We start from the raw sequence: 14,380 nt of genomic DNA, 5'->3' as shown, positions 1-14,380 counted from the left end.
CACGAAGAAAATTGTTCTATATTTTCGATGGAGTAAGGAAACATGCCCCTGCATAAGGGGTATGTCGACGTTGGACGACAAGTCCGCTTTTAGTCGACCTTCCATAAAACCTGAATCGATGTTGACTTATCGTGTCATGAGGTGAGGGGAAGTCTCGCTAGTCGCTGGTGCTTGGAGCTGGCCGTGGCTAATGCTTAATGTTATCAACATTTAGTATATTTTATAATTTCCTAGCAAAAAAAAAAGGGTCGTTTTAATGCCATAACTGGCTTCAAAACGACCCTTTGCTACCTTACGATTAAATAAGTACCTCAATGTCACTATTTCCTCTTAATTCTTCAATTAGTTTATTCGTCTCTTCGTTTTGTTTTTGTTCACTCAACATTTGTTTTATTGTCTCTTTTACTTCTTCAAATGCTGGAAGTTCATCATTTTGACTAGCAACCTCATCATAATAAGTTTGTGCATCTTCATCCGTTACCTCCGAATTTGGAAGAACTTGATCTAAATAATTTTGCACATAAAGGTCATCTTCAATATCTTCTTTTAATGATTCGAGTGTATATTTATTAGATTCCAACGCTTCCGTAAATGCCTCTTCATTCTCATATTGAGATCTTATTACTTCCAGACTATTTTCAATATCTTCGTCTGAAACGGTAATGTCTTGCTTCTCTGCTTCCTGCATAATAAGTGTTTGTCCGACAACAGAGTCAACTGTGTATTGCTTTACAGTCTCTGTGTCGCTTGTGTCTTGTCCATTTTGCGCCATAGACTGTACAATTTGAGTACTAACCTCATTGAATTGTGCTCCGAGAATTTCTTCGCCGTTTACAATCGCTACGACCTCATCTTCTTCTACTTGATATTCTTCTGGTTCTGGTGTTGTTTCAGGTGTAGTCGTTTGTTCTTGATTAGCTTCACCATTTTCACCATCAGCAGTTGTTTGTTCGTTTTCATTATCACTATTACATGCAGCAACGAATAAAGTTGTTAATAGTAATGTAATGACAATAGCAAATTTTTTCATACATGTTACCTCATTTCTTAAAGTTCTTTCCCTATTTTTACACAACAAAATATATATGTAAACCTCATAGCTCAAAATGATATCCCTCTACAATATTAAGTTAAAATGCTGGCGACAGAGATATAGCTTGATTTACTATACCAAAAAGAAGTAACCATCAAATTTTGGCTACTTCTTTAATATTGTTACCGTTATGATTTAATCTTCACACCCTCAATGCCTTAAATATTAGTTTCACTACAATTTTCACTAATCTTAAGTTGTCATATTGGTCTTGATCAGTCTGCTCACATTTGTTGCCCAATAACTATTTATACCGTCTGTGTTGCTTGGATCACTACTTGGAGCATACTTTCTACCTACTTGTGCAATTGTTACTAATCCCTTGTCCACATATATATTCCTTAAAAAATATGCTTTATGCATAATCGAGTCCTCAATCGATGCATACACGGAAAAGGCACCACGACTTTTACTGTTTTGACAAGCTACAATATTGAACTCCTCTTTCACAGCTTTATCAGAAATACAGCGAACACCACCGACGTTATTCCGTTGCTTTATATTATAGGATGTACCATAACCAGTCTCATGAACGGCTACTGCAACTAAAAATAGCGGATCAATCTTAAATTTGGCAGCTGCTTCATAAAAATCATCAACGTGCGCAGTTAATAGGTTTTCACCATTCGTATTGATAATATCTAATAACGTTTGTTTAGGAACCATAGACAGGCGATCAATCCGATAGTTTTCCTTCGTCTGTTTACCTTCTACCTCAAATTCTTTTATAAGCTCCACTGTCTCTTCATCAATTAAATCCTGTTTTACTTCTGATTCTAATGAAGTAAGAATAATTCCTTCCAGTGGAAACAAATCATAGTATTCCGGTACTTCCTTTTTCTCAAGCGCCACCATTTTATAACTAACCATCGTAAGCTTAGGCTGTTCAATTTCCGCCGAAGTTGTCTGTGCCACTCCTAGAGAAACAAAGATGGCCATCACAAAATGAATAGCATGTTGGTTAAACATATTTATCCTCCTAAATGTTCAATGTAAAAACATTCATTAAGTTACTTCATTTCGTAAAATGCTTAATTCCTAATAATATTGCTCTGCAAAGTTTAAGCTAGTTCGATTTATGACGTGTATTGTTTAGTTGAAATAAAATACATTAATAGATTCTGAATCGTGAGTATTATGCTACAAGCAGACAAACTATAATTGCACTACTATTTTCTTTACTTGATGCATAGGATGGTAATAATCTAGAGATGATCCTAGTGCTATCATCTTTGACAAAGAAAACTAAAAATATACAATTATTTGAGATTAATAGAAATTTCAGAAGATAACTAGCGTATTCATAAACTGCTAATCTACTTAACCTCTCTCTTATAAGAGGACATTTCTTAAAAAGGGGTGAACTTTATTGAAGGAAAAAACGAAGCACACGACTAATAATAAGACATTGTCCGATTTAGTAGAATACCTTTCCGACCAACTGCAAAATCCTGTCTTACTTGAAACAACTTCATTTGAACTTATTACCTATAGTGGTAATTATCAAATTTTGGATGATGTTCGTAAAAACACGATTCTTAGCAAGAAAGCACCTGCCTATATTATTAGTTGTTTAATAGAAGAAAAAGTTATCGATGCGATTGAGACATCACGGCAACCGATTCGTATACCTGCTATTAAAAAAATAGATTTCACAGAACGAATAGCTTTTTGTATCAGAGATGTTGATGTATCAGTAGCTTACTTGTGGGTTCAGGAAGCGTCACGCAGGTTAACATCTGAGGATTTCGATTTGATAAAACTAATAGGAAATAAAATTGTAAGTTATATGCGGCAAAACAATCCTCCCTCCCAATCAAAGGATGACCTCATTTTCAGACGATTACTAGAAGGATATTATCATAGTGAACAAATGGTTTACTTTGATGCTAAAATGGCAGATTTCACACTTCCAGTTGAATATACGATTGCAGTCGTCTACACATCACACACATTCACTTTGAAAAAGATCGTAAGGTTTTTGAACTATTATTGTTTATTTGAGAATATACATTCGAGCTATATTAAAAAAGAAAATCAATTGACGATCCTAATCGGAAAAGGAGATAAAACAACCGAAGATATAAATTTGATTGCGAACCGCCTGATTCAACTTATACTGAATTACCAGGCGAGTGAAGAGCTCATCCAAGTCGGGGTCAGTAATGAATCTTGTCAATTTTTAGGTATGCCTAGGCGTTACTTAGAGGCAATGGAAGTCATTAACATCCGTAAATCAATTGATTCTGAAGCTATATCATACTTCTACCCTAGGTTAGGTATTTTTCGTCTATTACCCGTTTTTCAAGAAACATACATCAAGGAAGGCTATGAAAATAATACAATCTCCATTTTAAACCAATACGATATTGAAAATCGTACAGAACTTCTTATCACACTAGAGAAATACATCACAAGTAACTGTAAAGGTAAAGAGACAGCAGAAGCGCTCTTTATTCACCCGAACACGTTAAATTACCGAATGAAGAGAATTACAGAACTTACACAAATTGAATTCGATGATATTAATCAACGAACGGTATTATATATTGATTTATTGCTACAAAAATATAAAAAGTAATGTGAATTCGTATTGAAAAAATCATCACTTGTGGTTAGAACACAAAAAGTCTATGAAAATGTTGGACAATTCCCACGATGTATTCAAAGACAATACACGCTAAGCTTATAGTCATAGTACAACTTTTTCAAAACAATAATGATTGCGCTTTCATCAAATGCAATGTCGAACGATTGGAAGGATGATGTCTATGGAAGCAATAATGCGTAGTTTTTTTCTGTCATTTGCGAAGAGCAAATTTGCAAATAAACTTGCTAAGAAGTTTGGACACCGCTTTGGTGCAAGTAAGTTTGTCGCTGGTGAAACGCTACACCAAGCAATTGAGACAGTTTCCAGATTAAATATGGATGGTAGAGTAGTTACCCTTGATCACTTAGGAGAATTTGTTCTTAATGAACATGATGCAAATCAATCTGCTCAAATGGTACTACAAACTCTAGATGCAATTGAAGAGTCAGGTGTACAATCCCATGTATCTTTAAAGCTGACATCTTTAGGTTTAGACATTAGTAAGGATGTTTGTATCGCACACATGCATGCCATCCTAAGACGAGCAAAAGATTACGAAATTTTTGTTCGCATTGATATGGAAGATTATTCTCATTGCCAGGTTACTTTAGATATTTATAAGGAATTACGCGCGCACTATGACAATTTTGGAGTGGTTATACAAGCGTATCTTTATCGCACAAAAGAAGATATGGAACGTTTAAATGATTACCAGGCTAACCTTCGTCTCGTCAAAGGAGCGTATAAGGAGTCACATGAGGTAGCATTCCCAGACAAACAAGACGTTGATGCTAACTTTTTATCAATCATTAAAACACACTTGCTAAATGGCAATTACACTGCAATTGCAACACAAGATGACAAGATCATTCAAGCAACGAAAGATTTTGTTGAAACTAATAATATTGCTGGTGATCAATTTGAATTTCAAATGTTGTTCGGCATTTGTGATGATTTACAAAAACAGCTCGTAGAACAAGGTTACAAGGTTCGTGTATATGTTCCCTTTGGTGTGGACTGGTTTGGTTATTTTATGCGGCGGCTAGCTGAAAGACCCGCAAATGTCTGGTTCGTTCTCAAAAACTTGTTTAAATAAGGCATATTAAGCAGGGACAACTACTATGAATAGAAAAGCTAGGCTATCAGCCGATTTCTATTAATCTATAAATATCAAAGGAGGCACAAACTATGGTACAGCCCTATCGTCATGAACCGTTTACAGATTTTACCGTAGAAGAAAATAAAAAAGCATTTCAACAAGCCCTCAAAAAGGTAGAAGGCTATTTAGGTCAAGAATATCCCTTAATCATAGGTGGACAACGGATTACAACAGGGGAAAAAATCATTTCTGTAAACCCAGCAAACCGTGAAGAAATTATTGGCATAGTTTCAAAAGCAAATAAAGAGCTTGCTGAAAAAGCAATGCAAGTCGCTGATCAAACCTTTAAAACGTGGAGAAAGTCTCAACCGGAAATGCGTGCAGATATTTTGTTCCGAGCCGCTGCAATAACACGCAAGCGAAAGCATGAATTTTCTGCTCTACTCGTTAAAGAGGGTGGGAAACCTTGGAAAGAGGCTGATGCAGATACAGCAGAAGCGATTGATTTTATGGAATATTATGGACGTCAGATGCTTCGTTTAAAAGACGGTATGCCAATTAACAGCCGTCCAATTGAAAATAACCGCTTCTCTTATATTCCCTTAGGGGTTGGCGTCGTTATTTCTCCTTGGAACTTCTTATTTGCAATTATGTGTGGGACAACGGTGGGGCCGATGGTTACAGGGAACACCGTTTTATTAAAACCAGCCAGCACAACCCCTGTTATCGCTTATAAATTTATGGAGGTTCTAGAAGAAGCAGGACTTCCAGCAGGCGTCATTAACTATGTTCCAGGTAGTGGCGCAGAAGTTGGTGACTATTTAGTCGATCATCCTCGCACTCGTTTCATAAGTTTTACTGGTTCAAAAGAAGTTGGACTAAGAATTTTCGAACGTGCAGCAAAGGTGAATCCTGGTCAAGTTTGGTTGAAGCGTGTTGTTGCTGAAATGGGTGGCAAAGATACCGTTGTCGTTGATAAGGATTCCGACCTTGAGTTAGCAGCACAAGCAATTGTCGTATCTGCTTTCGGATTCTCCGGTCAAAAGTGCTCCGCTGGTTCCCGAGCCGTTGTACATCAGGATGTATACGACCAAGTATTAAACCGTGCCGTCGAGATCACCAATGAGTTAACTGTTGGTAATCCCGTGGATGTTGATAACTATATGGGACCTGTAATTGATCAAGCAGCCTACGATAAAATTGTGAGTTATGTTGATATTGGTGCAAATGAAGGCCGCATAATGACAGGCGGACATGGTGATAGATCTAAAGGTTGGTTTTTCGCACCGACGATCGTCGCAGATGTCAGCGAAGATGCTCGTCTGATGCAGGAGGAAATTTTTGGTCCGGTAGTCGCGTTTTGTAAAGCAACCGATTTTAATCATGCAATTGATATTGCTAATAATACCGAATACGGGTTAACTGGTGCAGTGATTACGAATAATCGAGAGCACTGGGAGCAAGCGCAAGAAGATTTTCATGTCGGAAACTTGTACTTAAACAGAAATTGTACAGGTGCAATCGTCGGTTATCACCCATTTGGTGGGTTTAATATGTCAGGAACTGATTCTAAAGCAGGCGGACCTGATTACCTACTGCACTTCTTACAAGGAAAGACAACATCTGAAATGCTTTAACTAAATATATGAAAATGGGGAGTTTATTAGCTCCCCTTTTTTTACACAACTTGTGACAAATTGGTGAACTAAATTACCGAATAAAACGATTTAATTTATCGTTTTAAATAAATAAAGGAGGTAGGAATATGACAGCAGCAACATTATTCTGGTTATTAATTCCGATGCCGTTAACCGTCGTATTATCAGTGATTAGCTTAATTAAGGAAAGGAGGCAGGATTAGTTATGGAGACAGCTACATTAGTTACCTTTATTGCTTATTTAGTAGGAATGCTTACCCTTGGTATTATTGCCTACCGCTTAACAAATAATCTATCAGACTATGTGCTCGGTGGAAGAAGTTTAGGGCCTGGAGTGGCGGCACTTAGTGCAGGTGCGTCTGACATGAGTAGCTGGTTATTGTTAGGGATGCCTGGCGCCGCCTATGCGACCGGAATGAATTCAATTTGGATATGTATTGGATTAACCATAGGTGCATATTTAAACTGGCAGTTTGTTGCAAGACGTTTACGATCTTATACTGAGGTGGCACAAGATTCCATCACTGTCCCAGACTTCTTAGAAAATCGCTTCCGTGATAAATCAAAGGCATTACGCTCGATTTCTGCACTTGTAATTCTCATCTTTTTCACTTTTTATACCTCTTCAGGCCTTGTCGGTGGTGCGCTTCTGTTTCAAGAATCATTTGGCATGACATATAATGCTGCACTAATCATTGGTGCACTTGTAATCATCTCATACACTTTTCTAGGTGGGTTTTTAGCTGTAAGTTGGACTGACTTTATTCAAGGTATACTGATGTTTCTAGCATTGGTTATCGTTCCAATTGTTGCAATTCAAAAACTTGGTGGCTGGAGTGAAACCGTCTCAACAGTTGCCGAAATGGATTCTGCATATGTAAATGTGTACGAAGGAATGGGTTTTATAGCTATTGTTTCCCTTTTAGCTTGGGGGCTTGGTTATTTCGGTCAACCACACATTATTACTCGTTTTATGGCAATCCGATCAGTTAAAGATGTCCCTGTAGCACGATTGATAGGGATGACATGGATGGTAGTTGGTTTATTTGGTGCCATCTTCGTCGGATTTGCCGGAATCGCATACTTTGCTAATGATCCTCTAATTGTTGGGGATGTTGATAACAGTGAGAAGGTATTCATGCTTTTTACCGATGTTTTGTTTAACCCATGGGTTTCTGGCTTTTTACTAGCAGCGATACTTTCAGCTATTATGAGTACAATTGATTCCCAGTTACTCGTGTCTTCTAGTGCACTGGCTGAAGATTTTTATAAGGCTATTCTCAGAAAAGACGCTAGCGATAAAGAACTAGTCTGGATCGGTCGATTTGGTGTGCTTCTCATTGCTGTAATTGCTGTTTTACTTGCACTTCCATCCAACCCAGATAATGAAAATGCTACATCTATTCTGGATTTAGTTAGTTATGCATGGGGTGGCTTCGGTGCAGCATTTGGACCAGTCATCATTCTAAGCCTATTCTGGAAACGAATGACCAGAAATGGTGCATTAGTTGGGATTATTCTCGGTGCACTCACCGTTATTATATGGAAACAGCTTGAAGGTGGCATCTTTGGGATCTTTGATTTATACGAAATCGTTCCAGGCTTTGTATTAGGCTGGCTTGGTATTTTACTCGTTAGTGTTTTGGATAAAGAGCCTACAGAAGAAATTTCTGAGGAATTTGATAGAGCTGAAGAATTAAGCAAACAATAGAGTCAACTTGATCATAATGACCTATAGTTTAGTACATCTTTATGATGGTGCCATTGCCATAAAAAGACAATCATCCTTAGCAGCCTTTTCGGTGTCTGCTAAGGATGATTTGTTTTGACCAACTGTTTTAGATAACAGTTTATTGATCCTCAACCAAGATATAGGTAGCTTTAATCGGTCCGTGCACACCTACGACTAAGTTCATTTCAATATCTGCACTGTTACTCGGACCAGTAATAAAATTGACACAAGATGAAATACTTTCTCCGTCTTTAACACGTTGGTGAATCTCTCTTGTTGCCTGTGACATCCGTGGTACAATCGTACTCTTAGCAATAATCGCAATATAAGTGGCAGGAAGTAAGCTTACGGAACGCCCTTTCCCTTGATCACTAAAAAGTACAACGGTTCCGGATTCTGATAACGTTATATCACTATAGGTGATTCCTACATCTGCTTGTTCAGCAATCCGGATACTATCTTCACTTTTTTGATGATCCCACCTATGAACAGCTATGTCCTGGTTTTCCCATGACACAAACGATTCATGCAGTGAAGCTGATTGAAATCGTGAATCATCTGATATCATTACAGATTTTCCACCATATTCTTTAATAACAGCTAACAGGGAATCACTTAGTTCAGAAGCGTTTGTGCGAATGAATGAAGTGTGAATCGATTTGCATTGCTCTTCTAACACATCGACAAGTTGATCTTGTGTATGATTCGCAAGCACACTCCACTGTACTTGATGCTTCCATGTTGGTCTGGTTACTCCAGTAGTTTTCCGCTCTCTACCTAGTTGACTGGCAATGTTCTGTAGAAAGGCATCTCTATTTTTAATTTCGCCGTTACCCATGCTTACTTCCACCCCCATCTCGATTTTTAAACCAATCTCTAAATCTCTCTTTTTCTGGGGATGGTAAATCTCTCATATTCGTCCAAGCTTTTAACGGTCCTGGTCCATTCGATATTGTCCCATTTTTTACAAATGGGGTCGCTAAAAACGGTGCCATTTTCGTAGCAATTTTAAAAAGTGTGGCTGACCCAGCTACTTGACTAAACCCGCGCATAGCAAGTCTTTCAGCTAAATCTGATTTTTTCTCTATCTCAACGATTTTCTGTCGATGCTGAATCAAATGCTCATGTAATGGTATCTTGACTGGACATACTTCGGTACACGCGCCGCATAACGATGATGCATATGGTAATTCCTTATAATCATCGTATCCACCTAGCAACGGTGTTAACACAGCGCCGATTGGACCTGGGTAAATCGATCCATAAGCATGTCCCCCAACATGGCGATAGACAGGACAAACATTAATACAGGCTGCACAACGGATACAATGTAATGCCTCTTGAAATTCGGTTCCTAATATCTTTGAACGCCCGTTATCAACGATTACTAAGTGAAATTCTTCAGGTCCATCCGCTTCTTCGTTTTTTTTCGGTCCTGTTAGTGCTGTCACATAACTTGTGAGTTTCTGTCCGACCGCAGCTCTTGTAAGTAAGCTAACCAACACATCCAGCTCTTCCCAAGTCGGCACAATTCGTTCCATTCCCATAACCGTAATTTGCGTTTTTGGTAAGGTTGTGACCATTCTTGCGTTTCCTTCGTTGGTGACGAGGGCAAATGAACCCGACTCGGCTACAGCAAAATTACATCCTGTAATCCCTACATCAGCAGCAAGGAACTCTTTTCGAAGTTGCTCACGTGCGAATAAAGTTAATTCTTCAGGCTTCTCTGTTTTGGTATAACCTAACTTTTCTTTAAACACATCACGAATCTGTTCTTTATTTTTGTGCAGTGCTGGTGCAACGATGTGTGATGGTGGGTCATGATCATCAATTTGCAGAATGTATTCACCAAGATCAGTTTCTATTACTTCACAACCATGCTGCTCTAAAATATCATTCAATGCGATTTCTTCTGTGACCATCGATTTCGACTTAGCAATTTTTTTTGCATTTTTCTTTTTAATAACTTCGCTAACGTAGTTGTTTGCGTCTTCAGCAGTTTCGGCAAAAAACACGTGACCACCAAGCTCAGATACCTTGTCTGTTAACTGTTGCAAATAATAATCTAAGTTTTCCATCGTATGCTCACGAATTTCTTGACCAAGGCTGCGCCACTCTTCCCAATCACCTAGCTCATCAGCAGCTTTTCCACGGTTCGATTGTAGCCTTGTTTGCGCAGATCGAACAGCGCCCCGCATAAATCCGTCTTCTAGTCCTTTATTCACTCGGTTCTGAAAATTCTTTTCTCCAATATGCATTGGCATTAGCTTTCACCCCGACTGTTTAATATTTCCGCTATATGCATCACTTTAATCGGTTTCTTCTGACGATTAATTCGTCCACCGATATTCATTAAGCATCCTCCATCTGCACCAATCAGGTATTCTGCTTCTGTTCCTTCGATATGGTGAACCTTTTCATCAACCATTTGTTCAGAGATGGAAGGCATTTTCACAGAAAACGTACCGCCGAAGCCACAGCACGACTCTCGTTCTGGTAAATCTATCATTTCTAGTCCTTTTACCTTACTTAACAGTTTAAGAGGCGCTTCTCTTACACCAAGCAAGCGTGTCATGTGGCATGATGTATGATAGGTTGCTTTTCCATAAAATTCGGAACCAGTATCTTCTATTTTTAATACATCTATAATAAATTGCGTTAGCTCGTAGGTTTTCTCTTTTAATAGTCGTGCTTTTTCACGCCACGAGGGATCATCCTGAAACATTGATTGATATTCATGAAACATATAAGCACACGACCCCGATGGGCAAACAACGTATTCCGAATGTGCAAAAGTATTGATCATGTTTTTGGCAGCAGCCTTCGTATTTTCACGATATCCACTGTTGTATGCTGGTTGTCCACAACACGTTTGTGTTTCTGGAAAATCTACCTCACAACCAAATCGTTCTAGTAGCTCTACGGTTGCTTTTCCTGCATTTACATAAAACACATCACCAAGACATGTAATGAACAAGGAAACTTTCATGGGACACCCTCCCCAATTTTAAATAGACTTTATAATGTGAGTCAATTTCATAATTACCTTATACAGCCATCTTCATCCATATATAGTTCGGAGACGATTTAATCCGACTATATATGGATGAAGATAGCTAAAAATCAGTATTATGAAATTGACTAAATGTGATACTTTAATAGAAGTATAACCGTGTGGAGAATTGGAGCGTTTATACTTTCATTAAGTTAAGTGATCGATCGGTAATTTGTTGAACCGTGTTAGAGTCGATTTTACTATCGGTAATAATATGATCAATCGCATCCAGCCCGCTTAATCGTGAAAAAGCTTGAACACCAAACTTACTGTGGTCAATCATGATATAAACAGCGTCAGCAATATCCATCATTTTTTTCTTAATTCGTGCTTGCTGCTCATCTGATTCACTAATACCCCGTTCAAGGTGCAATCCTTTACAAGATATAAATGCTTTATAAACGTGATACGTATCTAAGGCAGACTCCGCGAGCGGACCTACATAGGATAATGATTCTGGTAACAGCGTGCCACCTGTTGAGATGACAGTGATCTCTTTCTTTGTACTGAGCTCCATCGCAACCTTAATTGAATTTGTTACTACTGTAATAGCTTCATTTGGTAAGGCTTTTGCCATGTACCAGGCAGTTGTGCTTGCATCTAGAATAATTTTGTCACCTTTAACAACGTGTTTCACTGCAGCCAAGGCGATCTCTTTCTTCTCAGAAACATTCATGATTTCTCGCTGGGTATATGGTAACTCGATATCATTATTTTGCTGCACGCTTACTGCGCCACCATGACTACGTGCTAGTTTTTGTTCTTTTTCAAGTTTTTCTAAATCTCTTCGAATCGTTTCTTCTGTAACCGAAAATGTTTGACTCAGTTCCGTTACACGGATACTTTTGCGTTCATTAACGAGAGCAACGATCTTTTGCTGTCTTTCCGCTACAAGCATGTTATCCCTACTTTCTCAAACCCTTACTTTTTTCACTCTATTATAACGGAAAAAATATATAAATGCCGGATAGGAAATACTAACTTCCTATCCGGCTCCATCATTATCTTGTAAAGGCAGCCGCTACTCCGCCATCAACTGTTACCATACATCCAGTAGTCTTCGCTGATTTTGCAGAAGCTAAGAATGCAATCATCTCGGCAATATCCTGTGGCAGAATATTAACATTTAGAATCGTACGTTTACGGTAGTGTGCTTCCAAATCATCTGTTCCAATTCCGTAAGATGAAGCTCGTTCTTCTTTCCAAGCCGAATCCCATATCTTTGAACCTCTTATTACTGCGTCTGGTAAGACAGAATTGACACGAATACCGTACTCTCCACCATCAGCCGCGATTGTACGAGCAAGGTGTACCTCTGCAGCCTTAGCCGTACTGTATGCAGCTGCATTTTTACCAGCGTAAATCGAGTTTTTCGAACCGACAAACACCATGTTTCCACCAATAGCTTGATCTTTCATCAGCTTAAATGCTTCTCTAGCAACAAGGAAATAACCCGTTACTAATACGTTAATATTTAAATTCCACTGGTCAATTGTCGTTTCTTCAAAAGGGGCTGAACTTGCTAAACCAGCATTGTTCACAATAATGTCCAAGCCACCATATGTTAAGATCGATTGTTGGATTGCAGCATTTACCTCTGCTTCTTTTGTTACATCCATTCTCACCGCAATTGCACGATTTTCACCAAATCGTTCATTAATCTCTGATGCAAGTTCTTGTGCACCTTCTAAATTAATGTCAGCAACAACAACATGTGCACCACTTTGGACAAGACGGATACACGTAGCGCTACCAATGCCACCTGCGCCACCTGTTACAAATGCAATTTGACGAGAGAAATCTGCTTCTGCTGGAGCAAGGCTCAATTTATAAAGCTCCAATGGCCAATATTCCACATGATACGATTCGCTTTCATCAAGCGATACAAAGTTGCCTAATGTTGTTGAGCCTTTCATAACCGAGATTGCACGGTGGTATAAAGATTCACTTACGTTTGCCGCTGTCCAGTTTTTACCTGTATTGATCATGCCAAGACCTGGTATTAAGACAACACGTGGAGCAGTTTCAACTAACTGGTCACCTTCTGCTTTGTTGCGCTCAAAGTAAGCAACATACTCTTCCTCAAATGCAGCAATGCCTAATTTAACTCTTTCAAGTAAAGCATCGATATCTTTTTTACTTGGATCCCAATCAATAAATAGTGGCACGCGCTTCGTGTGCACCAAATGGTCCGGGCATGCCGCACCGATTTGCGATAACTCTTTTGCATCTGTGCTATTTACAAAGTTTAAAATTTCATCACTGTCATCATAAGTCACGAGCATTTTATTATTTTTACTAACTTGTCCACGGACAATTGGTAATACTTTTGCAAAAATCTCTTTACGCTGTTCTTCAGTAAATGCTTCAGATTGCGCACCACCAAAGTGTGTTTTTGCTTCTGCTTTTGCTGTGATATAATCTTCTGCTTCCTGAATGATTGCAATCGTTTTATGATAGCTTTCTTCAGAAGTTTCTCCCCACGTAACTAGTCCGTGTTTTTCCATAATAACTAATTCAGCATTTGGATTATTTTGCACACCTTCTGCGATCATTTTAGAAAGCTTGAAGCCAGGTCGAATGTAAGGAACCCATACAAAACGGTCTCCATAAATTTCCTTTGCAACCTCTTTACCGTTATCTGCACATGCAATGCTAATGATTGCATCTGGATGTGTATGATCAACATGCTTAAAGGGTAAAAATGCATGTAATAATGTTTCAATTGAAGAGCGTGGATGCTTAGCATCAATCATGCAATGTGCTAAGTAATTTACCATATCTTCATCAGACATATCATCCTTCTCCAGTAACGGACGAATGTCCTCCATTTTCAAGCCTGTGAAGTTTTTTGCTCCCATTGTAGCAAGGTCAGATCCACTACCTTTCACCCACATTACTTCAACATCATTACCACGAAAATCTTTTTCCATTGATTTTGTTGACGTATTACCGCCACCCCAGTTTGCAACAGAACGATCCGATCCTAATAAATTCGAACGATATACAAGCTGGTCTAAACCGCTTTCAATATTCCCCTGATTGTTATCCCATTTGTTTTGTACCATTATTAATTTCCTCCCCAAAACTTAATAAATAAAGCATAACATATTTCCGTTTATTTTTGAATTGTTTTTATATATTTTTGTTTAA

The 14,380-nt window shown here is 38.5% G+C and carries 11 protein-coding genes; 4 read left to right on the top strand and 7 right to left on the bottom strand.

Annotated features, from left to right (window positions below):
* Positions 1-298: 298 nt before the first annotated feature.
* On the bottom strand, positions 299-1,030 hold the full coding sequence (locus ACI6MV_RS15425; protein ID WP_407271214.1) for a SurA N-terminal domain-containing protein: 732 nt from the start codon (positions 1,028-1,030) through the stop codon (positions 299-301).
* Between the two features lie 255 nt (positions 1,031-1,285).
* Positions 1,286-2,062, bottom strand: a complete 777-nt coding sequence (locus ACI6MV_RS15420) for a glucosaminidase domain-containing protein (RefSeq protein WP_407271213.1) — start codon at positions 2,060-2,062, stop codon at positions 1,286-1,288.
* 400 nt (positions 2,063-2,462) lie between these two features.
* Here ACI6MV_RS15420 and ACI6MV_RS15415 point away from each other — a divergent pair, with 400 nt between their 5' ends.
* The 4 genes from ACI6MV_RS15415 (at position 2,463) to putP (ending at position 8,151) form a co-directional block, all read left to right on the top strand.
* Positions 2,463-3,674 carry a PucR family transcriptional regulator gene (locus tag ACI6MV_RS15415; protein ID WP_407271212.1) on the top strand — a complete coding sequence of 404 codons (1,212 nt, stop codon included), beginning with the start codon at positions 2,463-2,465 and terminating at the stop codon, positions 3,672-3,674.
* Between the two features lie 190 nt (positions 3,675-3,864).
* Positions 3,865-4,779, top strand: a complete 915-nt coding sequence (locus tag ACI6MV_RS15410; protein ID WP_407271211.1) for a proline dehydrogenase family protein — start codon at positions 3,865-3,867, stop codon at positions 4,777-4,779.
* Between the two features lie 92 nt (positions 4,780-4,871).
* Positions 4,872-6,419, top strand: coding sequence for an L-glutamate gamma-semialdehyde dehydrogenase (pruA, locus tag ACI6MV_RS15405; RefSeq protein WP_407271210.1), 1,548 nt, complete (start codon positions 4,872-4,874; stop codon positions 6,417-6,419).
* A gap of 226 nt (positions 6,420-6,645) precedes the next feature.
* Positions 6,646-8,151: a sodium/proline symporter PutP gene (putP, locus tag ACI6MV_RS15400; protein WP_407271209.1), complete on the top strand. Its 1,506-nt coding sequence runs from the start codon at positions 6,646-6,648 to the stop codon at positions 8,149-8,151.
* A gap of 139 nt (positions 8,152-8,290) precedes the next feature.
* Here the strand turns inward: putP and ACI6MV_RS15395 are convergent, their stop codons facing one another.
* The 5 genes from ACI6MV_RS15395 to ACI6MV_RS15375 form a co-directional block, all read right to left on the bottom strand.
* Positions 8,291-9,010 carry a LutC/YkgG family protein gene (locus ACI6MV_RS15395; RefSeq protein ID WP_407271208.1) on the bottom strand — a complete coding sequence of 240 codons (720 nt, stop codon included), beginning with the start codon at positions 9,008-9,010 and terminating at the stop codon, positions 8,291-8,293.
* Positions 9,003-10,436: a LutB/LldF family L-lactate oxidation iron-sulfur protein gene (locus ACI6MV_RS15390; RefSeq protein ID WP_407271207.1), complete on the bottom strand. Its 1,434-nt coding sequence runs from the start codon at positions 10,434-10,436 to the stop codon at positions 9,003-9,005. The genes ACI6MV_RS15395 and ACI6MV_RS15390 overlap by 8 nt, the downstream gene beginning before the upstream one ends.
* Positions 10,436-11,161, bottom strand: a complete 726-nt coding sequence (locus tag ACI6MV_RS15385; RefSeq protein WP_407271206.1) for a (Fe-S)-binding protein — start codon at positions 11,159-11,161, stop codon at positions 10,436-10,438. Before ACI6MV_RS15385 ends, ACI6MV_RS15390 begins: the two co-directional genes overlap by 1 nt.
* 202 nt (positions 11,162-11,363) lie before the next feature.
* On the bottom strand, positions 11,364-12,125 hold the full coding sequence (locus ACI6MV_RS15380; protein ID WP_407271205.1) for a DeoR/GlpR family DNA-binding transcription regulator: 762 nt from the start codon (positions 12,123-12,125) through the stop codon (positions 11,364-11,366).
* A 103-nt stretch (positions 12,126-12,228) separates the two neighbouring features.
* Complete coding sequence (locus ACI6MV_RS15375; RefSeq protein ID WP_407271204.1) at positions 12,229-14,295, bottom strand: bifunctional aldolase/short-chain dehydrogenase; 2,067 nt, start codon at positions 14,293-14,295, stop codon at positions 12,229-12,231.
* Between the last annotated feature and the right edge of the window lie 85 nt (positions 14,296-14,380).

Source organism: Radiobacillus sp. PE A8.2 (assembly GCF_045635475.1).
Taxonomy (GTDB): Bacteria; Bacillota; Bacilli; order Bacillales; family Amphibacillaceae; genus JBJGXI01.
The sequence above is the reverse complement of the archived record's forward strand: the minus strand, read 5'-3'. Positions and strand labels throughout refer to the sequence as shown.